The sequence below is a fragment of the Bacillus sp. DC4300-2b2 genome (assembly GCF_049895685.1).
In the GTDB taxonomy this organism is placed as follows: Bacteria; Bacillota; Bacilli; order Bacillales; family Bacillaceae; genus Bacillus; species Bacillus safensis.
Map to the genome: position 1 here is coordinate 1 of NZ_JAFCSW010000004.1, position 23,577 is coordinate 23,577.

The 23,577-nt window shown below is 41.6% G+C and carries 20 protein-coding genes and 1 riboswitch; of the genes, 5 read left to right on the forward strand and 15 right to left on the reverse strand.

Annotated elements, in window-relative coordinates; all coding sequences use genetic code 11:
• From ACP69X_RS14125 to ACP69X_RS14180, 12 genes are all read right to left on the reverse strand, one after another.
• Positions 1-410, reverse strand: a 410-nt coding sequence (locus tag ACP69X_RS14125) for a T7SS effector LXG polymorphic toxin (RefSeq protein WP_426052767.1), incomplete at its 3' end; no start/stop codon positions are given.
• A gap of 231 nt (positions 411-641) precedes the next feature.
• Entirely contained in the window at positions 642-2,363 is a 1,722-nt protein-coding gene (locus ACP69X_RS14130; RefSeq protein ID WP_073980020.1) for a pyruvate oxidase, read from the reverse strand.
• A 67-nt stretch (positions 2,364-2,430) separates the two neighbouring features.
• Positions 2,431-4,257: an APC family permease gene (locus tag ACP69X_RS14135; RefSeq protein WP_048238041.1), complete on the reverse strand. Its 1,827-nt coding sequence runs from the start codon at positions 4,255-4,257 to the stop codon at positions 2,431-2,433.
• Between the two features lie 112 nt (positions 4,258-4,369).
• Positions 4,370-4,514: riboswitch (cyclic di-AMP (ydaO/yuaA leader) on the reverse strand.
• A gap of 69 nt (positions 4,515-4,583) precedes the next feature.
• Positions 4,584-6,668, reverse strand: coding sequence for a cellulose biosynthesis cyclic di-GMP-binding regulatory protein BcsB (locus ACP69X_RS14140; protein WP_338527770.1), 2,085 nt, complete (start codon positions 6,666-6,668; stop codon positions 4,584-4,586).
• A gap of 4 nt (positions 6,669-6,672) precedes the next feature.
• Positions 6,673-7,896, reverse strand: coding sequence for a glycosyltransferase family 2 protein (locus tag ACP69X_RS14145; protein WP_175579069.1), 1,224 nt, complete (start codon positions 7,894-7,896; stop codon positions 6,673-6,675).
• Between the two features lie 37 nt (positions 7,897-7,933).
• The gene (locus tag ACP69X_RS14150; RefSeq protein ID WP_073980022.1) at positions 7,934-9,646 is read right to left on the reverse strand and encodes a DUF2334 domain-containing protein; all 1,713 of its coding nucleotides are present in this window, start codon (positions 9,644-9,646) and stop codon (positions 7,934-7,936) included.
• A complete protein-coding gene (locus ACP69X_RS14155; protein ID WP_075610909.1) occupies positions 9,636-10,487 on the reverse strand; it encodes a GGDEF domain-containing protein in 852 nt (283 codons plus the stop codon). Before ACP69X_RS14155 ends, ACP69X_RS14150 begins: the two co-directional genes overlap by 11 nt.
• Positions 10,468-11,550 carry a glycosyl hydrolase family 8 gene (locus ACP69X_RS14160; RefSeq protein WP_041089160.1) on the reverse strand — a complete coding sequence of 361 codons (1,083 nt, stop codon included), beginning with the start codon at positions 11,548-11,550 and terminating at the stop codon, positions 10,468-10,470. The genes ACP69X_RS14155 and ACP69X_RS14160 overlap by 20 nt, the downstream gene beginning before the upstream one ends.
• A 196-nt stretch (positions 11,551-11,746) precedes the next feature.
• Positions 11,747-13,933 carry a DNA topoisomerase III gene (locus ACP69X_RS14165; protein ID WP_073980025.1) on the reverse strand — a complete coding sequence of 729 codons (2,187 nt, stop codon included), beginning with the start codon at positions 13,931-13,933 and terminating at the stop codon, positions 11,747-11,749.
• A gap of 72 nt (positions 13,934-14,005) precedes the next feature.
• Positions 14,006-15,061: a tartrate dehydrogenase gene (locus ACP69X_RS14170; protein WP_426052768.1), complete on the reverse strand. Its 1,056-nt coding sequence runs from the start codon at positions 15,059-15,061 to the stop codon at positions 14,006-14,008.
• 97 nt (positions 15,062-15,158) lie between these two features.
• Positions 15,159-16,091 carry a DMT family transporter gene (locus ACP69X_RS14175; protein WP_041089154.1) on the reverse strand — a complete coding sequence of 311 codons (933 nt, stop codon included), beginning with the start codon at positions 16,089-16,091 and terminating at the stop codon, positions 15,159-15,161.
• Positions 16,088-16,915, reverse strand: coding sequence for an AraC family ligand binding domain-containing protein (locus ACP69X_RS14180; protein WP_041089152.1), 828 nt, complete (start codon positions 16,913-16,915; stop codon positions 16,088-16,090). The genes ACP69X_RS14175 and ACP69X_RS14180 overlap by 4 nt, the downstream gene beginning before the upstream one ends.
• 154 nt (positions 16,916-17,069) lie before the next feature.
• Here ACP69X_RS14180 and ACP69X_RS14185 point away from each other — a divergent pair, with 154 nt between their 5' ends.
• Both ACP69X_RS14185 and ACP69X_RS14190 read left to right on the forward strand, forming a co-directional pair.
• Positions 17,070-17,744, forward strand: coding sequence for a GntR family transcriptional regulator (locus ACP69X_RS14185; protein WP_041089325.1), 675 nt, complete (start codon positions 17,070-17,072; stop codon positions 17,742-17,744).
• Between the two features lie 129 nt (positions 17,745-17,873).
• Positions 17,874-18,170: a DUF3817 domain-containing protein gene (locus ACP69X_RS14190; RefSeq protein WP_426052769.1), complete on the forward strand. Its 297-nt coding sequence runs from the start codon at positions 17,874-17,876 to the stop codon at positions 18,168-18,170.
• A 229-nt stretch (positions 18,171-18,399) separates the two neighbouring features.
• Here the strand turns inward: ACP69X_RS14190 and ACP69X_RS14195 are convergent, their stop codons facing one another.
• A complete protein-coding gene (locus ACP69X_RS14195) occupies positions 18,400-20,649 on the reverse strand; it encodes a hypothetical protein (protein ID WP_426052770.1) in 2,250 nt (749 codons plus the stop codon).
• Between the two features lie 158 nt (positions 20,650-20,807).
• Between ACP69X_RS14195 and ACP69X_RS14200 the strand changes: the two genes are divergently transcribed.
• Genes ACP69X_RS14200 through ACP69X_RS14210 form a run of 3 tightly spaced genes read left to right on the forward strand, consistent with a single transcriptional unit; the run spans position 20,808 to position 21,398 of the window.
• Entirely contained in the window at positions 20,808-21,026 is a 219-nt protein-coding gene (locus tag ACP69X_RS14200; protein WP_041089147.1) for a hypothetical protein, read from the forward strand.
• Positions 21,027-21,039: 13 nt separating this feature from the next.
• A complete protein-coding gene (locus ACP69X_RS14205; protein ID WP_041089145.1) occupies positions 21,040-21,222 on the forward strand; it encodes a hypothetical protein in 183 nt (60 codons plus the stop codon).
• Positions 21,219-21,398, forward strand: a complete 180-nt coding sequence (locus tag ACP69X_RS14210; RefSeq protein ID WP_041089144.1) for a hypothetical protein — start codon at positions 21,219-21,221, stop codon at positions 21,396-21,398. Before ACP69X_RS14205 ends, ACP69X_RS14210 begins: the two co-directional genes overlap by 4 nt.
• Before the next feature lie 444 nt (positions 21,399-21,842).
• Here the strand turns inward: ACP69X_RS14210 and ACP69X_RS14215 are convergent, their stop codons facing one another.
• Complete coding sequence (locus ACP69X_RS14215; protein ID WP_426052771.1) at positions 21,843-22,265, reverse strand: pyridoxamine 5'-phosphate oxidase family protein; 423 nt, start codon at positions 22,263-22,265, stop codon at positions 21,843-21,845.
• 294 nt (positions 22,266-22,559) lie between these two features.
• A complete protein-coding gene (locus tag ACP69X_RS14220) occupies positions 22,560-23,429 on the reverse strand; it encodes an SDR family oxidoreductase (RefSeq protein WP_024425561.1) in 870 nt (289 codons plus the stop codon).
• Positions 23,430-23,577: the final 148 nt, after the last annotated feature.

Sequence of the window (23,577 nt, forward strand, 5' to 3'; positions counted from 1 at the left end):
TCTTCTATTTTTTCGTCAAAGTTTTGGCTATCAAATACCTCTAGTGAAATGAGATCATCAATGTCTTGAAAAATCGTTTTGAGTGCCTTTTTTTGATCCTTTACAATGCTTTTGGCATTCTTGATGCCCATATGTACTGCGTTGTCTAAAAAGTGTTCTTCTACAAAGGTATCGCCGCCAAAGCTCGTATCATCAAGTGTCCCAGAAACACCTTCATGAAAGGCTTTTTGCTTATCAATGAAATTGATAAACATGTCAACATTACCCGCTAGTTCTTTATAAAAGCTTTTAATGTTATCGGCACCTTTCCCAGTAAAATCATCACGGAGGTTGGCAACACCTTGGAATGCCTTTTTTAAATCTACCATTTGTTCACGGAGTTCCTGATAGTGTTTTGCCCTTGTGTCCATGGCACTTGTTAGTGCTTTTGCATCAAGTATCTTGCCCAGAAGAAGTCACTCCCTCCATTATTGATCATAAAGTCTATTTTACCTTTCTCAGCGAATTGGAAAAATAGGCTTTAAGTTACAAAAATAATTTCCATATATTTTCAGAAGGAATAAAACAAGTGATAATTGAAATATTTTTCCTTTCATCACAAAAAAGTCAGTCCTCTTTTGAGAGGACCGACTACATTTTGTTTAGAAAAAGCGTTTTAAACTTTTCTTGAGTGGAGGGATATCCAGCTCGCCTTTTTCAAAGAATTTTTTCAGTAAGTACTTACTAAAACCAGCTGCTTGTGTGTACGTAATTTTCCCAGGTAACGGCGGTTCATTGGTGACAGCAACATCAATAATGACAGGTTTATCTGATTGAAGGGCTGTATCAAAGGCTGGAGCTAGTTCTTCATGTGATGACACGGAGATTCCTTTGCCGCCACATGCTTCTGCAAACTTAGCAAAATCAATATCTTCCAGCTCTATACCATAATTGATGTTTCCTTTTACTTGTTGTTCATATTCAATCATTCCAAGGTTATTGTTGTTTAAAATCACAACAACGATTGGCAGTTTATATTTTACCGCTGTCACAAAGTCTTGCATGACCATTGTGAAGCCACCATCGCCACAGACAGCAATCGCTTGGCGATTCGGTTCATTTAACTTAGCAGAGATAGCACCAGGCAAACCACAGCCCATTGTGGCAAGCCAGCTGGAGATGATGAAATCCTGTTGTTTCATTTCAAAATGGCGTGCCATCCATACGGTCACATTCCCTACATCAACAGAAAGAATGGCGTCGTCTTCGACTGCTTCTTCTAATCTAGCAATGACTTGCTGAGGTTTAAGTGGTGATGTAGCAACGGATTTTTCCTTATCCATTTCTTCTCGCCATTTCATCATATGCTCAGTACAAGCTTCAAGGAAACCACGCTGTTCTTTATATTCAATGTAGGAGGTCAGTTCATGCAAACCACTCTTGCTGTCACTCACGATTCCTACGTCTACCGGATATCTTTTACCGATTTGATCTGGTTTAATATCCAGTTGAATGGCAGGTGTGTCCTCTGGTAAGTAGTCTCTATATGGAAAGGAAGTTCCAAGCATAATTAAGAGATCACACTCTTCCATCGCTTCATAAGCTGGCTTCGTTCCAATTTGACCTAGGTTTCCTAAAAAGTATGGATGCCTGTCTGGCACAACACCTTTTGCAGGAAGGGTGATGACGATAGGTGCAGCAGCCTTTTCTGCAAATGAAAGAAGCTCTTCTTTTGCATTACGTAATCCTTTACCTGCTAAGATGACTGGCTTCTTCGCATTTTTAATTAGCTGTGCTGCCTTTAGCAGTTGATCTTTCTTTGGCCGTACTTCTCCTTCAACATAAAGAGGAGATGTATAAACAGGCTTACGCTTAATTTTTTGAGAAAATAAGTCATCCGATACGGTGAGAACTGCCACCCCTTTATGGGTATAAGCTGCTTTAATGGCTTGATTCAATAAATCAGGCAGAGCTTCTGCTGTTTGTACCTGCTGATTAAAGACTGCGACGTCGTCAAACATCCGCTCTAATTTGATTTCTTGAAATGTGTCTCTTCCTACTTCATTCGACGCAACCTGCCCTGCAATTGCTAAAACGGGTGCGCCATCTGCTTTTGCATCGTATAGTCCATTTAATAAGTGGACAGCACCCGGTCCAGCGATGGATAAGCAGACACCGAGCTTACCTGTTAGTTTGGCATCAGCCGCCGCTGAGAGTGCCGCCACTTCTTCATGTCTCGTTTGTATAAATTGTATTTCGCTTGATTCGTGCCTAAGCTCTTCAATCAATTCGTTTATGCTGTCGCCGGGCATTCCATAAATATGTTTTACGCCCCACTCTTCCAGTAGCGCTGTTACTTCTTTTCCTGCGGTTCTTTGCGGCATGTGAGAAAACTCCTTTTTTCTTACTCCATACCACCGCACCCTTTTGATCAAACGTTTCAACTTGCTGCTACTTTTTAAAATGATATGGAAGGGTGGCGACCACAATATCCCGTTTCCATAATAGACGGAATCTTAATAAAAAGGCAGATTGGTTATGCAAGATGGTGTGCCATCTTTTTTTCGGGATAAATTGAGGAACGAGCACCATCACTTTATATTGATGCGCATTTGCTTTTGCCTCAACCGTTTCAAGAAATTTATCAAGCGGATGAATAAGACTTCGATAAGACGAATGCAGCATCACAAGCCGCACACCGCTGTTCAGTTTTTCCCAATCCGCTTCAATTTTCTTATCTTTTTCTTTATCAAAGGATACATGAACTGCTATGACTTGCTCTGATAAGGATTTTGCATATTGAACAGATTGCTCGACGACACGTGTTACCCCTGCTATTGGCACGATGACCACATTTCCTTTAATCTCAACTGGCTCTGTTTCATTCATTAAACGCAGTTGCTCTCCGACAGACAGATAATGCTTTTTAATAGAATGAAAGATCAATAGCACAATTGGCATGAAAACAAATACTGGCCATACAAGATGGAACTTGGTCAAAATAAGAATCATGAGAACCGTGAAAGAAATCAGCGCTCCCACTATATTGATAGGCATTTTCGTTTTCCAGCCCTGCGGTTTTTCACGAATCCACTTCACACACATACCGGTCTGTGACAACGTAAATGGAATAAATACACCGACAGCATATAGCGGGATAAGGTGTTCCGTTTTCCCATCAAACAACCAAATGAGTAGCATGGAAGCTACACCTAAAAAGATAATGCCATTAGAGTAACCGAGACGATCCCCTCTTACAGTAAACATGCGCGGCATATATTTATCCTTTGCTAAGTTGACCGCCAATAAAGGAAAGGCGGAGAAGCCGGTGTTTGCCGCTAATATCAAGATTAAAGCTGTGACAGCCTGAATGACATAATAGAAAAATGTACGTCCAAATGTATCTGATGCAATTTGTGATACAACTGTTTCTTCTGGCTTTGGTGAGATACCAAAACCAAACGCAAGCAATGTCACGCCAACAAATAATACAGCTAGTAATCCACCCATCATCAATAATGTTCTCGCTGCATTTTGTGCAGCTGGTTTTTTAAAGGATGGAATGGTATTTGAAATGGCTTCTACTCCAGTCAGTGCAGAACAGCCAGACGAAAATGCTTTTAATAAAAGAAATAATGTAATGCCAGGTACGTGTGTACCTATTGCAGTATGCTCAGGTGCTGGAGGAACGCCTCCTGTTAATAATTTAAAGCCGCCGACTCCAATTAATATAAGGAGTGATATGACAAACAAGTATACGGGATAAGCCAAAATAGATGCTGATTCTGTCAATCCACGAAGGTTGAGCACCATAATCAAGATGACCAATACAATTGAAATCAGCACATGATATGGATATAGTGCCGGAAAAGCTGATGTGATGGCATCGGTACCCGCTGATATGCTCACTGCTACAGTCAAAATATAATCTACAAGCAATGATCCGCCAGCGATCAGTCCTGGCTTTTCACCTAAGTTTCGGCTAGAGACGACATAGGCCCCGCCGCCTTCTGGATAAGCATAAATAATCTGGCGGTAAGATAGAATTAACGCCATTAAAAGAATTAATACACAACCTGCAATCGGGAGTGAGTACCAAAATGCTGCTGCACTAACGACTGAAAGAACAATCAAGATTTGTTCTGTACCGTATGCAACGGATGATAATGCGTCTGATGACAATAATGCCAACGCTTTGATTTTTGATAGTTTTTGTTCTCCTGCTGCCTGTGATTTTAATGGTTTCCCAATTAAAATACGCTTCATCAAACTGTACATGTGATGCCCGCTCCTTTAGTGTCAAACGATTTAAGTTACAAAAGATGGATCGCCAAAAAGACACAGAGGCAATAGAATGCCCCTGCGTCTATTGTTTAGATCACAGGTTGGTCTTTGCTCTCTTTAACGCTTACGAGGTTAGCTGACGGATTCGGGCGCATGAGACTTTGCCCTACCTAAAAAGGATTCACCCCAAGTGGTGTCCTGCACCACAAATGGTTCCCCCGCTCATCGAAATGATTCAGCGATTGGTCTTTTATAAAAGAGATCATACTCCCGTTTGACACCAAAGTAAAGATATTTTTTCAAGGTCTTTTGATCGTTTATCAATCAGTCTTTTTGCGGTTTTTGCGCACAAAATAAATAATCATTCCGACCACAAAAATAATCAGCACAGCGATACATGCAAAATAAATCCAAGAATCACCGACGCCTTGCTTTTCACCTTTTTTGAGATCATTTGTTGTGCTGACCGTTTGATGATTAGAGAACATGTCTTTGTTTTTGCTCTCGATGGCAACTGTTGCCATTTCCGTATTTGTTTGCAGGAAATGAAGCACTTCATGTGAAAGATCAGCGTCAGCTGCATTCATTCCTGAAAAGACGGTCATTGTTTGCTCTTTGTTCCATACAGATGGCTGTGTCCATACAATACGAGCAGTCGTTTCGTTGATCATGCCAAAGGAGGATACATCATACTGATCCTTTGTCACAGGAACGATGAGATCCTCTGCCTTTTCTTTTAAAAGAGAGAACGTTTGAATGCCCCCGATGAAAATAATAGAGTGATTTTTCAATTGATCATTTGTCACATTTGATGCTTTGATTAATTGATATTGAGCAGCTTCCGGCTGACTAAATGATTCTGTCAGCATCGCCATTTGATTGATCGTTTCTTGCTTGATTTGATTTGGCATGATGATCAATGTTTTTCCTTGCTGCGTTTTTGATGTGAAAGGAAGCGGCCATGCGGCTAAATCCGGTGTATCACTAGTCGTCCCTTCTGGTATTTGAAGAGAGCTATTCTTATCAATGTAAATCCAGCCTTCTTCATCTGTATGTCTACAGGATTCCATGTTTTTAAAGCCTGTAGTAACAAATTGCAAATCAATATATTCATTCTTCTGGAGCACTTGTGAATCTACTGGAATTGACACATGATAGAATCCATTCTCATCTTTGTTTCCTAGTTTTGTTAACGGTACATCGTGTGGTTCATTATTAATCATGACTGTTAAGCGTTCCGCTTTGTTCGCTGTATCAGTTTTTTTAAATGATAGATTTAACTTTGCACCAGATTTTTGATTAGAGATCAATGCCTTCGGATAATAGTAATGATCCGATGCCGTCTTTTTGGTTCCAACCGTTACATCATCACCACCAAAATCTTTTAAACGAATTTGATGAGATGGTTTTGATGCTTTAGCAGTAACCTTTTGAAGCAGCAAATCTGTCCCAGTGAGCTGATCGGTCAGTTCTGGTTGAGTCAGGACATTGATTTTTTCAGCAATTATCTTTGGCTGTTCAGCAGTGACAAATAAAATGGGCTGTTCTTTTTTCTTCCCAGTCAGTGTTCTCACTGCTAACGTGAGCTGGTTGCTTGCTGTTTTCATTTTCGCAGCTTGCTCGATCGATTTCACTCGTCCCTCCCAGTTTCCTTTCGCTCCAACAGCAATCGTTGGATGCGCGATTTGCTTGAGGTCCTTTTCTTGGACGATTTTGAGGTCTGCTTGGCGGTCTTTGTTTTTCAACGTACGGTATACTTTCATAGCCGCTTCTAATTCAGCTGCTTCCGGTGAATTTGGAATCACAATATCTGTTTGTTCCTTCTGATCACCTGTTTGAATGAAAGGTGAAGGGAAGCTGTCTAACGTCACGTCTGTCGTTTGAGTTCCTTTGAAAGCCAGCTCACTTTCAGGATATACTTTCAGCCAATTGGCAGGTGTCTCTTGGTTGATACACACACCTTCTTTTAACACGCCATAAAATGCGAGCTGAATTAGATGAGAACCTTTTTTCAATTGCTCTTTGTTCAATTTGATTTGAATCGACTTCTTTTGGTTTTTCCCTGATACTGGAATGGTCTTTTCAATCTCTCCATCAATCATGACTGTGAACGATGATGGCGAAATGAGTAATGGTGATGCCTCTATATTCAATGTAAGGGTGCTAGACTCTATTTTTCCTTTCTCTATTTGATAGGAAAATTCAGTGCGGTCTTCTTGTCCATACAAGGTCACTACATCTTCTGATAATGCTTGCGTTTCTGTTTGGCTTCCTTTTGATGAGCGAATCCAGTCATCTTTCACTTGTACTCGATTTGATTGCGCCAGTGCTTGCCCCGCCATGAAAAAAGGCTGAATGGCAAGGGATATCATCAATATAAAAATCATCCATTTTACCGATTTCAATTTGTCACCCACTTTTCTTTTGTTGTTGATCGTAGCGCTCGGTTTTGTACCATTTTACTTCTTGTTTGAATAGACGGCTCTTTGCCTCTACACATAAGGAGTATACGACTAGCGCAATCCATACTTGAGAATAAGTGAAGTACATGAGCGCCACAATGAGTATATTTTGTTTGGTGAGCTCTGTTTTCTCAATGCTTAATGTAATCATCACTTCTGTTAGAAAGAGGAAGAAGGCCAATCCCCATAGGATCAGTGCAACAGCACCTACAGATAAGTGAAGGTCAACAAATAGGTTCACGATAAAGATCCCATTTGAGAGCAGGACACCGAAGAAAAATAAGAAATACGTAAAGAAGAAATAAAACAAATCGAAAATCATTCGTTTTCGTTTCAGCTTCATAAACTGCTTTAAAAATTTGAGTACAACATATTGATTACCTCGAGCCCAGCGCGTTCTTTGCCGCCACCAGACTTTCCACGTCTCAGGCTCTTGTTCCCAAGTGATCGCTGCCGGGAAAAATCGAATGACATAGCCAAGGTTATAGACACGAATCGTTAATTCGGTGTCCTCAGCCAGCGCATGAACATCCCAGCCGCCAAGTTCTTCTAAAATGTGGCGGCGGATGGCGAAGTTGGTGCCTGGTATTGTCGCAATGCCAAACCACTTCCATCTTCCGCCCTGCGCCATCCATTGGAAGCAGATGGTCTCAATATTAATAAATTTGGTCAGGAGATTTTTGGCTGCATTAATGACCCTGAATTTCCCGACAACAGCGCCTGCCTTTGGGTCGTTCAATAAACCGAGAACCAAGTGATAGACAGCCTTTTGTTCAGGCATGTTATCTGCATCGTATACGCAGATGACTTCTCCTGTTGAAGCCTTTAAGCCTTCATTCAGTGCAGTTGATTTTCCCTTTCCTGCAAATGGCGGCTTCGTTTCAATCATATGGACATGATCATATTGCTCACTGAATGACTGCACGATGTCCCCTGTGCCATCGGAGGAATTGTCATTAATCACAATGATTTCAAGGAGATGTTTAGGGTAGGATAGCTGGACCATTGCTTTTAGCGTTTGCCGGATGACAACTTCTTCATTATGAGCAGGAATCAGGATGCTGACAGTCGGCAGCTCTTTCCCCTGTTTCGTCCATTCAGGCAGCACTTTTTCGTAGGTCAGGTAGTGCTGAAAACCGCCCTGCATGAGAAACATGTGGTATAGGAGCATGATCCAAATCAATATTAATGAAAGATAAAATAAGACATCAGCCACCTGATTTTCTCTCCTTAAAAATTCGTTTTTTCATTGTCAGTCTTAAATACAATGTGTAAAAAGCAAATGCCACAATAAACAGCATCACCACGACTGTGAGAATGCGCAGCATATTTTCCATACCGCTTCGTTTGACTGTTTTGGTTTCTGCTCTATTGGATTGTTCTACTTGAATATGTCCATTCCCTGATGTTTTGATCTGCACATGTGATGTTTGGACCGTCTGTTTTGTTTTCTTTAAATCCAGCCATTCACTAGAAGGAATTGCATCCATCTGCATCACCAGATTCTGTAGTCCATCTATTCTGGATTCCACATCATAGGACAGCCCGATTGCGGCAGATTGAAGATGCTGGATGGATTGAATCTTTTGTTCTATTAAAATATTTGAACCTTCTTGGTCAGACGCTGGTTCTACTGATTGCTGAGGATATAAGGTCATGCCGTGAAGCATGGCGGGTTTCGTCACCAGCGGCGGAGCACCGGCTGTTTTCCACGTATGATCCGACAACTGTACCTGTCCAAACAGACTGGACATATGCCTTGATATCACATCGTAGCCTTGTTGGGATATGGCATCATGCGGCACCTCGAATGCCAGTGGATATAGACCTTGCTGCGCAAGAAGCTCAATACCCTTTGTGATTTTTTCTTCTGTATAGATGATTTCTTGCTGCTGATTCGATCTCGTATAAGCATGGAAGTCTTTTTCATTCGAAAAATGGCTTTCACTTTGCTTTTTCTCGGCTTTTTTTGGGTCATTTGACGTAATGGCCTGATCATTCTTTGCATCCCAGAACTCAAAGTCCTGACCAGAATCCTCCGTTCGGTACGTACGGCTAAATCCATGAAGAATGATGCTAGCTCCATCGCTTTGCAATTGTTTTAACACTTTTACGAGCTGCGGGCGGTCACTCAGTGTCACTTCATCACCTGTTGTTCGATCCACCCATACAGGGGTTACCGCTATCAGAAACGGAATATGCCGAGTCGATACGTATTGTCCAAGCTCAAGCAGCTTCTTCTCGTCAGTGACAGGGCTGATGTTCCCAAGCCTTAAGTACTTTGTGGTCAGTTGATGAGAAGAAGGCAGACGTTTTTCTAGCACTTCTGCAAGTAGCTCGATCTGCTGCACGACATTTAAGATTCCAATATAGTCGGCACCTTTCTTTGTTTGAATCACAAATGGAAGATCAGCTTCATGCTTCTTCAATAAAAATTCACTTTGCAAGTCTGCCCCTTGAACCGTTAACGCACTAATACTTTTCTCTAGCTGACGGTAAGTTTGATCATCTGTATATTTGATTTGACTCGTGTGATCTTGTTTGTGAAAAGTAAGCTTGGAGAATGGGCGAAGCTGTTCCGCATTGTATCCAATGGCTATTACCTTCTGTGCTTCATTCATCATACGAATGGTCTGTTTCGGTAAGGTTCTCTTTATTTCTCCTAGGTAGATGACTTGCTGAAATTCACTGATCTTCTTTTCAGCCAAATGTTCATCAGATACAATCGTCGTCTTTGTTGAAAAATGTCCGGCGAGTAGATCCAGCATATGCACTGCTGGAGTCGCTTCCCCCGATTCTGTCGAATAAACGATCAGGGTATCTGACTTGGCAAGTGCGTCGGCTGAAGCCATGTATTTAAAAGAAAGAATCAAAAAAAGAGCAAGCAGCAAACAGCATTTCATCAAAGAATTAAAGTTCATTCATCATCATCTCTTTTTCTAGTTCTTCTAAAAATTGCTCTGGCGTACGATAATCCGAACTGCTTGTTAAATGACAGACATGAAAAGTCAGGGTGACTTCACGACCGTTTAACAGCACATGCTTTTGCAATTTATCTTTTAGCTTCTCAAGGACGACAGAGACATTCTCTTCTGGTGTGTGAGTAAGCAGCAAGCCTATTCGTTCTTCGGATAATCGAAATTTCTTATCCGTTTCTCTGACACTTTCGCGAATCTTGATACTTAACTGCTGAAATAGGTGCTGCATTTCTTTTTCTCCATATAACGATTTGAATTCCGCTGCATAATGGATATGAAGAAGGATAAAAACGAATGGCTGTTTGTAACGTTCTGCCCGTTTCATTTCCTCGGATAATTCCAGCTTCATCCGATCTGCATTGTCAAATCCAGTTGTCGAGTCAATCGCCACAAATTGTTTCATCGCCTGCTTTTGTTGTTCAATGGTGTGACGCATCGTCTTGATCCGCTCATGCAAGCTTCCTGCTGAAATCGCGAAAAAGAGTAGGGCTACGCCCCAAACCACCACATCCTGCAATGTTCGATTGGAAAAGAAAGGATTTGTGTGGCCAAGCTCTGTAAAGAACATAGCACTTCCTATAAAGAACAACATCAGCAAGGTAAAAATTAATGCTGGTAAGATGCCAAATAAAATCCCGCATCCTAACACGACAAAAGTCAGTGTGATCATCAAAAAGCTCTCTGCATCATGTAAGCCAAGGTAGCCCATAAACAAAATAAGACCTGCAAACGTGAGGAGCAGAGAATAATATAAACGATACGTATTACTGAATAACCGATTCATTAAAAAGCTCCCTTTCTGCAATGAGAGGCAATAAGTTGTCAAATGAGTGTGTGTCTTTTTCGTTCATGTATCCTCCATAATAATCCTTGAGAGGATCTTGAATTTGTAATTCTTTCATGCGGTCATAGACCTCTTTTGCGAATTCCGGTTCGTTTCGTTTTAGAGCATACAAGATGACCAGTGCATATACAGAAGGCGATTCATACGTCACCGATGGCTGCAATGTGCTCAGTTTATATCTACCGTACAGTTTTCCTTCTTTTTTAAAAGTCGTTTTCAGCCATTTCATGATCGCGGACGTACTCACCTTTGCACGATCAGCATGTAGAGCCGTATAGAGTTGATCAATCATATTGATTTCTTGATCAAATGAATAGGCTTTTTTCTTTATGTCATAGGATTTAGGAAAGAATCCTTTTTTTCTCGGTGCTTGTTTTAGAATGGTCAATTGGTTACTCGTCATTTGTTTCGTAAATATTTTGAGGGATTCCAATTCTTTGATTGCTTTTGGGTCTAAATATGAGAGTGTGATTGTGTGTGAAGTTCGGTTTGTTGATGCATCATAATAATCGGACAAGATGCCTCTATACATATTCTTGTCTTTTAACGCTTGTGCGATTTCTTTTGCTGTGGTTTGATACGCTGCATTCTTCCATAAACGATCTGCCTTTTGAAGTGCCGTCACTACCCGTAAGTCATCAACTAGAGCATTGGCTTTACTTTTTTGATCAGATTCGATTTGCCAGCTGAGAAGATGATCATCTAGTAAAAATTCATCTTGCAGGACACCAAATTGTTGGTCAAAAGAATTTTGGTCTTTTTTTCGAACAAGATAATCCATCCAAAGTCCAAGCGACTCAGATAAGTAGATGTGCTGCTTTGCTAATGAAGTGCGAATCATGCCTTGATCTGTCATGAGGTGATGAGTGATAAAATATTCTCCAGGCAATACAGGCTGTGGAGATACTGGATCAGCTGATTCACTCTGCTGTTTCCAGGTACATCCGCCTAATAAAAAAACAATGAGTAAAACAATAGCCGTGCGATGTATGGCTGTAACCATTCGTGTCCCCTTTCAACTCCTGTTCTCTTAGCATCCAACGATTTATTATAGAGTGTTTTTGTTAAAATTTAAATAAATATTTCATACCAAATTACGAGTCTTTTCGCATACGTATTCCCATTTTCAGAAAAACCATATGCCGATATACTTGATTGCACTGAAAAACCCATGCGTTTCCGCATGGGTTTATACACTACTATTGATCTAATTTTAATTTCTTTAATTGCTCAGCCAGTGCGTTATTGATTGGTTCTTCCACTTTCTTTTGTTTCTTCATATATTTAGACACATCGTGCTTACTGGCTCTCTTTTGATTGGATTGAGATTTGCGTTTTTCGAAAACCGACAGTTTTTCTCTATGGCCGCACACACAAGCAAAGATTTTACCATCGCCTTCTCCACGCAGCTCGAGCTTTTTATGACAGTTCGGGCAGCGTGCGTTTGTTTTCTTCGCTACATTTTTACGGTGGCCGCATTCTCGGTCTTGGCACACGAGCATTGTGCCATGTTTTCCGTTCACTTTCAGCATAAGTTTTCCGCAGTCAGGACAATGGGTGCCAGTGACATTGTCATGCTTAAAGGTTTGATTCGTCTGTTTGATTTCAGATACGGCTTGTTTTGCATAGGACTTCATTTCACTCATGAATTGAGAAGCCTTCAGCTGTCCTTTTGCTATTTTAGAAAGCTTTTGTTCCCATTCCGCTGTTAATGCAGGAGACTTTAAGTCTTCAGGCACTAAGGAAAGCAGCTGTTTCCCTTTCGATGTGATGAAAATGTCTTTGCCCTTTTTCTCGATTAAGAAGCTGTTGAACAGTTTTTCAATGATATCGGCTCTTGTGGCCACTGTTCCTAGTCCGCCTGTTTCACCGAGGGTTTTCACTAAGTCCTTTTCCTGATTTTGCATAAATGCCGCTGGGTTCTCCATAGCAGATAGCAGAGTTGCTTCATTAAAACGGGCAGGAGGTTTCGTTTCTCCATTTGTTTCTTTCAGCTGGCGTACTTCAAGTGACTGCCCTTCTGAGAGCAGCGGCAGATGCTGATCTGCTTCGGCTGATTCCTCGTCTTCATAGGAATCATCATACACGGCTTTCCAGCCGGCTGATTGTACGGTTTTTCCTTTTGCCGTGAAGGTTTCACTGCCTATCTTGGCAAACACCGTTGTTTCCTCGTATTCAAAAGGATTCATGAGTACAGCAAGGAATCGTTTGGCAATAAGATCATATAATTTACGCTCTTTATCACTTAGTGCACCAGGATACAGCTCTTCCTCGGTTGGAATGATCGCATGGTGATCTGACACTTTTGCATCGTTGACGAAGCCTTTGTGCGCTTTCACGCCTGATTGTAAAATGCGGTTCACATGCTGTGCGTACGGTCTGACGTTCATTCCTTTTAAACGATCTTTTAATGTAGGAACGATATCCGCTGAAATAAATCGTGAATCAGTACGTGGATATGTCACAAGCTTATGCTGCTCATACAATCGCTGAAGCGTAGACAAGGTTTCTTTTGCTGAGAAGCCGTAGCGTTTATGTGCATCACGCTGCAATTCAGTCAGGTCATACAGCCCTGGAGCAAAAGCTTTTTTCGCTGTTTTTTTCAATGCATCGATCACCGCTGGTTTTCCTTTGCAGCCTGCCAAACGCTCTTTTATGACATTCTCTTGGAATGTGCGGTTTTGCTTTGTTTTGGCATCCTGCCATGTCAAGGTAAGCCCATCTACTTGTGCAGTCATTCCATAGAACGGCTTCGGCTGGAATTGCTGAATGTCTTCTTCTCGTTTGGCGATCATGGCAATCGTTGGTGTTTGTACCCGTCCGCAGGAAAGCTGTGCATTGAACTTGGTCGTCAGCGCTCTTGTTGCGTTGATCCCTACAATCCAGTCTGCCTCTGCACGTGCAACCGCCGAGCGATACAGATTATCATATTCTCTGCCATCTTTTAATCGTTTGAAGCCTTCTTGAATGGCTTTGTCCGTAACAGATGAGATCCATAGTCGTTTTAGCGGCTTTTTCACATGCGCTTTTTCAAGAATCCATCTTGCGACTAGCTCCCCTTCACGTCCAGCATCTGTTGCGATGACAATATCTTTTACATCTTTTCTTGCAAGCTGTGCTTTTACTGCTTGGAATTGCTTTCCTGTCTTTTTCATGACGACAAGCTTGAGCGGCTCTGGAATGATCGGCAAATCCTCTAAACGCCAGGATTGAAATTCTTTTCCGTAGCCTTCTGGATCAGCCAGTGTGACCAAATGACCAAGCGCCCACGTCACAATGTATTGATCTCCTTCTAAAAAACCATTTCCTTTTTTATGACACTTCAGCACACGCGCTAAGTCACGTCCTACTGAAGGTTTCTCTGCTAATACAACTGTTTTTGACACTAGATTTCACATCTCTTTCTTCTATCCATCCTTTTATTATAGCAGACGTGGAGATGCGGTTCTAATGACGGATTATTTCTTCAAACGCTCGATGATTTCGTTGGTGATTTCTTGTGTTTGATAGGCTCCGCCGATGTCTGCTGTTAAAAAGCCGTCTGCTGTGACTGACTCGATGATTTCGAGCAGGTGTGTGCCCAGTTCTTCCTCTCCGAAATGATCAAGCATGAGTTTAGCTGTCCAAATTTGACCGATTGGGTTGGCAATCCCTTTTCCTGCAATGTCTGGGGCTGATCCGTGTACAGGCTCAAACATAGACGGATATTTGCCATTCACATTGATGTTGGCGGCAGGCGCCACGCCAATACTTCCCATAATGGCAGCTCCAAGATCAGTCAAAATATCGCCAAATAAATTACTGGCTACAATCACATCGAATTTCTCAGGTCTTGTTACAAAGAAGGCTGAGAGTGCATCAATGTGCTGTGAGTCTGCTGTCACCTCTGGATAATCCTTTGCTACGTCTTGAAACACTTCATCCCAAAATGGCATTGTATGAACGATTCCATTCGATTTGGTTGCACTTGTCACATGCTTTCTTCTCTTTTTTGCTAATTGAAAGGCAAAACGCATGGCTCGCTCTGTCCCTTTTCTGGAGAAAACAGCATTTTGAATGGAAAGCTGATCTTCTCCTTGATAGATACGGCCCCCAATTTCACTATATTCACCTTCACCGTTTTCTCTTACAACAAGCAGATCGAAATCCTTTGGCTGAGCAAGCGGTGAGCGAATGCCGCTCAGCTGTTTTGCAGGTCTAACATTGATCACCTGCTCAAATTCACGTCTAATTTTAATGAGCAATCCCCAAAGTGATACATGATCCGGCACTAAATTGGCATCTCCGACGGCCCCTAAGAAAATGCTGTCAAAGGCTTTTAGTTGTTCCAATCCATCCTTTGGCATCATTTCGCCATGCTCTAAATAATATTCACAGCTCCACGGAAAATCCTGGAAGGTGAAAGAAAGACCGCCATGCACCTCTGATATCGCTTTCAAAACTCGAATGGCTTCAGGCACAACTTCCTTTCCAACTCCGTCTCCTGGTATCGCTGCAATTGAAACATGCTTCATTGATTTTTCCCCCTTTGTCATCGGTCGACCGTCGACCATTTAATTTGAGTTTACTAAAGAGTGCCTGTTCTTACAATGGACAAAAGACGCTTTTTGATCAAAGCGCCTTTTTATCCTGCACCAGTATCGGGGACTTCTGTTTCTTTCTTCCCACACCTTTTTTATCTGAAAGCAGCAAACCTCCTAAGGTCAGTACCGTTCCTAGTGCCGACATGAAGGTCAGACTCTCGTGAAGAACGATCATTGAAATGATCATCGTGATAATGGGCACTCCATAAATATACACACTTGATTTCACCACACCGATCGTCTTCACGGAAAAGCTCCATGTCAGAAAACAAATAGCAGATGCAAAGACGCCTAAAAACAGCAAGTGGAAGGCAAACGATGGATTCGTGAACCGCTCCCAGTCTAAACGAATCTTAAAATGCCAGATTAGCGGAATCATCCATAGCAGCCCGTAAAAGAAGACACGTCTTGTCACCTGAATAATATGGTAGCCATATTGATTGATCATTTTCGATAAAATGGAATAAAATGCCCAGACGATGGTAGCCATAAATGCTAAAGCATCACCGAGCGGATTCAATTGGAACGTCGTCATCCCATTAAAGCTAATCAGTACAATTCCCATCATCGCGATGAAAAAGCCTATGAAAAAGCGGCTGTGCAGCGGCTCATCTTTTAATAAAAAATAAGACAATAGAAAAGAGAAAAATGGGACAACGGAGCTGATGACACCTGCATTCGAAGCGAACGTATAGGTAAGTGCAACATTTTCTAAAAAATAGTATAAGACCACACCGCATAACCCTGCGAGCGCAAACATCCCTTCATGCTTTCTACGCTGTACCTTCATGGTGACTGGATAAATGATCATCAGGGTAAGGTACCCAAGGAAAAAACGAAAAAATAAAATCTCTGTTGGAGAAAAAGCCGTTAATAATATTTTGGTTGATATAAAGGTAGATCCCCATAAAAAAATGGTGAACATGGCTGCTAGATGACCAAGAAGCTGTTTATTTTTCATTTTGCTGTTACCTGCTTTTCAAAAATTTGCTGATACTGCCCTGGCGTAAGCCCAATAAATTCCGAAAAGAAATGAGTCAAATGACTTTGATCAGAAAATCCAGCGGCAGCAGCTACATCTATTGGCTTCATTCCTTGGGCGAGAAGTTCCTTCGCATAGTTCACCCTGATTGTCTGTAAATAACGATACGGCGTAATTCCTCTGAACTTTGTAAAAGCACGCAGCAATGAATATTTGTTCATGGACACAAGCTCACCTAAGTCATCTAACGATATATTTTCCGTGAGATGTGTTTCAATATATTGCTGTACGTCTTGGACTTTTTGTTCATTGGCATTGGCATTGGCTGCTGATGCTTTTTCCTCTGGTGTATCAGAATAGGTTTCGATCAACTGCTTCATCAAAAAGTAAAAGGCTTCCTGTTTATTCAAAGCAGGAGCTTCTTCTGTGATCATTTGATGAAGATCATATAATTGCTTTGCTAGTTCACTTTGTGAAACCACAGGGGCTTTAAAATGCGGCTTGTGCTGAAAGATCTTCTCCAGCAACTCTGGTTCAATATTTAAGCTGCGATAATCTAGCGGCTTGTGATCAAATTGTTCACATCCGTGATTATCGTAAGGATTGAAAAGAAGGATATCTCCTTTTCCAATGATGTATTCTTGATTTTGGCAGAACATACGTCTTTGACCGCCTTCAATAAATCCAATTACATAGTATGTATGAAAATGTTTTGGGAACTTTTTGATGATGGCATGAAAGCGATACGCCTCTATTTGCAAGTCCTGGTCAAAATGGACTGTTCGTTCCTCTAATGTTCTCATGTCGATCCCCTCTTTTCACTGAACTCATCATTAGTGTAGCACACCCTTTTTCTCTTGGATTGTACGATATTGACTTTTCGATGCAGGCTTGCCTAGAGGGAAAAACTTGGATAACATGAGACAAAAGATGATGTACAAAAGAGGGAATGATGGGATGAATTCATTCGAGATGGAAAGACCAACACCGTATCACATGCAATTTTATGAACAGCTGAAGCAAATGATTTTTGATGGCCAGTTTCAGCCAGGAGAGCGCATCAATGAAACGCAGCTTGCCAAGCAATTTGGCGTAAGCCGTTCACCTGTAAGAGAGGCGATGAGGCTGTTAGAAAAAGACGAGCTTTTAATCGCGGATCATCGATCAGGCTATTCCGTCTATACGTTAACAGAAAAAGATGTCGAGGAGCTCTATCAAATTCGGGTTGCCTTAGAAACACTTGCTGTTGAGCTTGCCTGTAAGGAAGCCACGCAAAGAGAAATGGATGAAATTGAGCAGGTTCTCACGGAGGCGGACGAAGCGATCAAGCAGGAGCTGCCATCTAAAGAGATCGTCCAGTTACATGAATCCTTTCACCAAAAAATCATTTTGGCGAGTCACAATGACCGTTTATCCAAACAATTGAATCACGTCAATGCACTCATTCACTATTGCCGCATCTTCCATTTTAGCGGCGGCACTCGTGCTGAAACCATTCAAAGAGAGCATGCAGCGATCTATTCTGAAATAAAAAAGCGCCGCTCCACAGAAGCGGTTCAAGCAATGACGGAGCATTTATTACATGATGTGATGCACTTAAAGCAAGTACTCTCTGAAACAAACAAACAGTAAAGGACTTTTCCCATTTTTTAAGCAATCCATGAACATATTTTGAATTTTTCGTAGATTTCAGCATGTCCAGACGATCTTTCGTTTATATTAGAAGATGAGAAACTAGCTTTTATACAGGAGGATTTGTATATGCATACAAGTATTAGCCGTCTGCGACAGGCGGGTTTTATTGAGGGTATATCTCTTTTAACCCTTCTTTTAATTGCCATGCCTCTAAAATATTTTGCGGATATTCCGATGGCAGTCACCATTGTAGGCTCTCTTCACGGCGCATTGTTTGTCATCTATATGCTCGTTTTGGCATATGTGACATTTAAAGTTCGCTGGCATTTGAAATGGTCCATCGCCGGTTTTTTTGCGGCATTCATTCCTTTCGGCAATTTCGCCTACGATAAGGTGCTCCGCCAATATGATACAAAAGCTTAATAGAAAAAGCGTTCCTTAAAGGAACGCTTCAGATTGTTGACAAAGGGCTAAAATGATTTTGATTTTAGCCCTTTGTCTTCTTTTCAGCGTGATAGAAAACCTTTGCAGTCTAGGAAGGACGAGCACCGGAGCGGAGCGAATTTGACATTCGTGAGCACCGAAGCGCAGACCTGACAACGAATGCGAGGGTTTGTCTACACGCTGAAGCGTTCCTAAAAGGAACGCTTTTTTATATTGATGCATATTTCACAATGGCTGCTTGACGCGTCATATCGTGATATGCCACCCATAATTCATCACCAGGCAAGACGCTGGTGATTGGATCGATTGGCTGTTTCACTTCATACATCATGCCATTTCTCTCAACTTGAATGATTGCTAACGGCAGATTGCCGATGACGCCAGCAAATTCGACATTGGTCACTTTTGCACTTCCTTGTTTCTCTTGCATGAGGCCCATTTCTCTATCCAGCTCTTCTTTCTTTGTCTGGATCGTCATTTGAGTGCCCGCTGCGACCTGCATATGATCAGGGATGAACTGGCTGACCGTTTTGGTGATGGACTGATCTCCGTTTGACACTGTCACATCCAGCTGAATAGGCTTTTGTTCATGGATGGCAATTGGATATTGCTTCACACGCTGGATGGTTCCTGTTAACGTCATATCTTTCCCCGATCGATTTCGAACTTCATAGCCATAGGCAGCCATTTTCAGCTGGCCATTGATGTCGACGAGATCGGCTTTTTCTCCTGTTCTAAATTCAAAACCAGCGGCTTGAATCATTGGAATGATATACGTTTTCTGATCTAATTCAAATGTGAGTGATAAGACGGTGCCCCGTCCTACGGTTCCATATGATTCTATATTTCTTAAAACAGCGCCTTTGATGAACTTTGGCTCACTTGGCTGCGAGAAGTCACCCTCTTTTAAAAGCATTGCCTTTTGCTTCTTCGGATCATAGTGAATGACAATAGGCTGGCCTGGCTGTGGTATCTGGGTGTAGGATACAACCGTTTTAACCGTCTTTTCTATACTTTGCCCTTCATATTCAAATTGAAGCCGCATGCTGACAACTGGCTGTTCGTTGATGTAGGTGCCTGTTTCTTTCACGGACGCAATATAGGCTTGTAATGTGACACTGTCCTTTACCTTGTTTCTTCTCACCAGTCTCAAAATCGGCGGCAGGAAGATCGCTAGCACAAATAATAACAGCGGGATCAAGATCCATATCGCCCAGTTGAGAATGAGCGGTCCGCCCTTCATTACATATTGCATAAAGGTATCAACAGATGTTTGGTGGGCTGGACTGGCGTTTTCAATCGAGATGACCTTTTGCAAAGGAAATTCCTTTAGCTCTTTGCTTTTCGTCTCAAATGCACCCGTTAATTGATTGTCAAAAGAATAATAGAGCCAGTCACTCTTCACATTTTTATTGAAAGAGAGCCCTTCTCTTTGTAAAGATTCATATGAAAACGACTGCAAAAGCTTGCTGGCAGACGTCGCCTTATTCGTGCGATGGTTATAGATATAACCAGTCAGTTTGCCTTTTGCTTCGTCCTTTGCTGTAGAGCCTGCAATCAACACTTCTTCCTCATTAAGCTGGTACAAATACGTTTGGTAAATTGGTTTTGGTGTTGGAACGACTTCTCCAAGTCTTCCTTCTGCATTCACTTTCCTTGCCCTTTTTGGATATTCCGATTCCACGGCGACAGCAAAGTTTTGTGATGATCCGATCGTTTTTTGCAGCCGCTGCTCAACTGTATCTTCTACAAGGCTAAACGGTTCAGCATTTTTTGAGACATAGAGGCCAAGCTGATGCTTCTCGTTTGAAATGCCGCTGACATATGCCTTTTGATCATTTTTCAAGGCTACTTCAAATATAGGAATAGGGGTCTGCCCTCTAAAGGAATTCATGACAACATCCATGGAGACAGGCCTTGCCGGTAGTTTTAGCTTATTGAGATTGTGCGCATAAAATTGACCATTCTTAAGCTCACCGATGACTGCAGCGGCACCGTCCATTTCTCCTGTAAATACGAGCCGTCCATTCCATTGGTATGTATTCGTTTTTAAAAATGAAGGAATCTGCAGGTTATTTTGAACGAGCTCTTTCTTTTCTCCGCTTGGTGTTAATTTCTCAATCAACAGCTGCCCGTCTTTATTTTTTAAAGCCAGTAAGAGATTGTTTCCTTGAATGGATGGCAGCATTTCATTAAACGAATCACTTTCTGTGGTCCATTCACTGATTCTTTTTCCTGATTGAGGATCAACCATTGCAAAATGGAGCTGCTGGTCTTTTGATACCGCACTCACCACTCGTTTGCCTTCATCAAATGTGAACATTCCTTTGACGTTATTCTCTGTTACTTTCCCATCTGACAAATCATCTTGATAATGGTTCCACACCAAGACACTGAGAATGATTGCTGGAATAAAGAAGACAATATATCTGAGGAAGATGACTGGTATTCTTTTCACTTGATCGCTTCCTTTCATGAGGTTCCTTTCACTTATACGTCAGTACAGCGAAAATGTTTCACGCTAGAAGAATACCATCAAAGCCTCTGAAATCCATATTTTACAAACTTTGTTGTTTACGATAAAATCCAATCAGATTCAAAAAAGGAGTTCTCTCATTGGATAAGCTATCATCAATCATTCTAGCGGCGTGGCTGCGTGTCCCTCGCTGGTTCAAGCAATGGGTACTCGTATCCATTTCCATTTTCTTTTTTTATATGTGTTTTGTAAAGGGGCTGACTAGCTGGTACACCTTGCCGCCTGTCACTTTGCTCTCATGTGTGATTGGTTCCTTCATCATTTGGCTGATATGGCTTAAGGGTCAAAAAAATAAGTGAGAAGAGGAAAATGATGAAAAAATTGATTCTATATTTTGCGATCTCTTTTGTTCTGCAATTCGTTTGGTTTGGTCTTGTGCACCCAAATAGAGGCGTGACACTGCTGGATATGTTCATGTTTTCTATTTTGTTTGCAGTGATGTTCTTTTTTATTGAACGGATTTGGCGGTATCAGAAGAAAGGGCAAAGGAAATGATCATGAAGCCCGCCTTATTCACTCTGATCATCTGTGCATTCATCGGTCTGCTGCTAGTATCGAACCCTTTTGGTGCGGACGCTATGCGATTGGTTTGTATCTTCATCTTCCCTTTTCTTGGGCTCATTGGTTTTGGGGTCTTCTTGTTTGACCAAATGAAAAAGGCTGCCAAATAGATGGCAGCCTGTTACTTACTCTTTTCATGCAAATAAATAATCAATGTTTAATCTCCGTTACGGAGTGTATGAATTAAGATTCGATCATATCAGTGTGTCATATGTGTTCCGAGTGAACCTACGTTTGAAAGTAAACGCCATGGAAGTTCTGGATAACAAGACAACGAAAGCCCTACCTCTCATTCGTCCTTACGGCTCCGAAGCCGTGCCAGTGTGAATTGTAAATCAAAACGTCTTTTTTCCATTCTTCCGCTTATATAGGGGGGCGGGTGCAGAAGGAAAAGAATAAGTTTGTTCGCTTTGACAGCGTCTCGTTCTTATCAAGTAGAAGCTCTATTGCTTCTCATTGTGTCATAGAAAAAAGAAAGTTTACTTTCTTTATTTATTTGCTTATTTCAACACTTAATATCAAACTCTAACACATTCCCCCTGCTTATGCAAGTGTTAAAGTGATAATTCTGCTGGTGTACGGCTTCCTTCATTCATATAACGAATGGAGGTTGGATCAATTTTCAGAATCACTAGATTCGGGTCATCTTTTCCTTTAAACCATTTCTCCATCTCATCAGACCAAAGGCGGTCGATCAATTCCGGATCATCGGTTAATGTTGCGGTGCCTGCAATTTCTGCATAAGTATCACCGAGTCCTTCGCCTGAATATCCAATGAGAATATGCACATTCGGATTTTTTTCAATTTCATCTGCTTTATGTGTTTCTTTACTCGTTGGTGTATATAACGTTAGACCTTCATGGAAAAACGTCATGTAGCGAGTATGCGGCTTATCCTGTTCAACAGTCGCCAATGTTCCGACCTTTTGTTCATCTAACAGGTTTAATACCTTTTGTTTTAATTCTTCTTGAGACATATCGTTTCACTCCTTCAAAATTTCATCCGTATTCGTAGGTTTCCACGACAGCCCATTCATTAAACAAAGAAATGTGTTTTTCATAAAAAGATACTTTCTAGCTGATGCTATAGAAAACAGGTTCAATGAAGGGAGAAGTTGAACATGCATCATGAAACGATGTTCCATTTGAGTTCACTTGTCATTGCGGCAGTTGTTGTAGGCATTATCGTATGGTCTGTCATATCTGTGCAGAAAAATCGCAAGAAATACTAAAAACACCGCCCAATCAAAGCTGGGCGGTGCCGCGGTAGATCATGTATTCATAAAGGAACCTCCATTGACATGAAGTGTCTGTCCTGTCATATAAGACGATTCGTCAGAAGCCAGCAGCACAAAGCAGCCGACATGCTCAACAGGCTGTCCTGGTCTTCCCATTGGGGTTTCTGCCCCGAAGCTTTCCACACTGTCTTCATCAAATGTAGATGGAATGAGCGGCGTCCAAATTGGACCTGGCGCTACACCATTCACCCGAATCCCATCTTTCACAAGCGATTGTGCCATAGAACGCGTAAAGCCGTTAATGGCTCCTTTTGTCGCCGTATAATCAATCAGCACTGGGTTACCTCGATATGGGTTAATTGATGTTGTGTTAATGATGGAGCTTCCCGGTTTTAAATAATCCAGTGCCTTTTTCGTAAAATAGAAATAGGAATAGAAATTGGTTCTAAAGGTTTGGTGAAGCTGTTCACTAGAAATATCTTGAATACGTTCTTGCGGATGCTGTTCAGCCGCATTATTCACTAAAATATCTAATTGACCAAAGGCTTCAACTGTTTTTTCTACGGCTTTCTCACAAAAAGCTTCGTCACCGACATCTCCTGCAATCGTTAAGCATTTGACGCCTTCCTGTTCTACACGTTTTTGCGTATCTTCTGCATCCTCATGTTCATTTAAATACACAATGGCGACATGTGCACCTTCTTTTGCATAGGCAACAGATACTGCCCGTCCGATTCCACTATCTCCGCCTGTAATCAGTGCCACTTTTCCTTTTAGCTTGCCAGAACCTTGATATGATTCATCCTCAAAGATCGGCGCTGGATTCATTTCTCTTTCACTGCCTGGCTGCTGATCCTGCGTTTGGCGCGGAATGCCATTTGTTAAATATTCACGTAAATCCATGTGTAAGCTCCTCCTTGATTTGTTGATGTATCCTTTCATTACCACCTCATTTTTCCACTCAAACATCATGAAGCTGTGTAGATGTGTTCCCGAAAATCAGCATGTTTGAAGAGAAGAAAAATCGGTTACATGATCATCAAAAAGGAGC

What these genes read in the sequence shown, in the direction of transcription:
- ACP69X_RS14215 (WP_426052771.1), bottom strand. Translation starts at nt 22,265, where the DNA reads ATGTCTCAAGAAGAATTAAAACAAAAGGTATTAAACCTGTTAGATGAA.
- ACP69X_RS14155 (WP_075610909.1), bottom strand. Translation starts at nt 10,487, where the DNA reads ATGAATCGGTTATTCAGTAATACGTATCGTTTATATTATTCTCTGCTC.
- ACP69X_RS14175 (WP_041089154.1), bottom strand. Translation starts at nt 16,091, where the DNA reads ATGAAAAATAAACAGCTTCTTGGTCATCTAGCAGCCATGTTCACCATT.
- ACP69X_RS14185 (WP_041089325.1), top strand. Translation starts at nt 17,070, where the DNA reads ATGAATTCATTCGAGATGGAAAGACCAACACCGTATCACATGCAATTT.
- ACP69X_RS14190 (WP_426052769.1), top strand. Translation starts at nt 17,874, where the DNA reads ATGCATACAAGTATTAGCCGTCTGCGACAGGCGGGTTTTATTGAGGGT.
- ACP69X_RS14135 (WP_048238041.1), bottom strand. Translation starts at nt 4,257, where the DNA reads ATGTACAGTTTGATGAAGCGTATTTTAATTGGGAAACCATTAAAATCA.
- ACP69X_RS14160 (WP_041089160.1), bottom strand. Translation starts at nt 11,550, where the DNA reads ATGGTTACAGCCATACATCGCACGGCTATTGTTTTACTCATTGTTTTT.
- ACP69X_RS14210 (WP_041089144.1), top strand. Translation starts at nt 21,219, where the DNA reads ATGATCATGAAGCCCGCCTTATTCACTCTGATCATCTGTGCATTCATC.
- ACP69X_RS14220 (WP_024425561.1), bottom strand. Translation starts at nt 23,429, where the DNA reads ATGGATTTACGTGAATATTTAACAAATGGCATTCCGCGCCAAACGCAG.
- ACP69X_RS14205 (WP_041089145.1), top strand. Translation starts at nt 21,040, where the DNA reads ATGAAAAAATTGATTCTATATTTTGCGATCTCTTTTGTTCTGCAATTC.
- ACP69X_RS14170 (WP_426052768.1), bottom strand. Translation starts at nt 15,061, where the DNA reads ATGAAGCATGTTTCAATTGCAGCGATACCAGGAGACGGAGTTGGAAAG.
- ACP69X_RS14145 (WP_175579069.1), bottom strand. Translation starts at nt 7,896, where the DNA reads ATGCTCCTATACCACATGTTTCTCATGCAGGGCGGTTTTCAGCACTAC.
- ACP69X_RS14180 (WP_041089152.1), bottom strand. Translation starts at nt 16,915, where the DNA reads ATGAGAACATTAGAGGAACGAACAGTCCATTTTGACCAGGACTTGCAA.
- ACP69X_RS14150 (WP_073980022.1), bottom strand. Translation starts at nt 9,646, where the DNA reads ATGAACTTTAATTCTTTGATGAAATGCTGTTTGCTGCTTGCTCTTTTT.
- ACP69X_RS14130 (WP_073980020.1), bottom strand. Translation starts at nt 2,363, where the DNA reads ATGCCGCAAAGAACCGCAGGAAAAGAAGTAACAGCGCTACTGGAAGAG.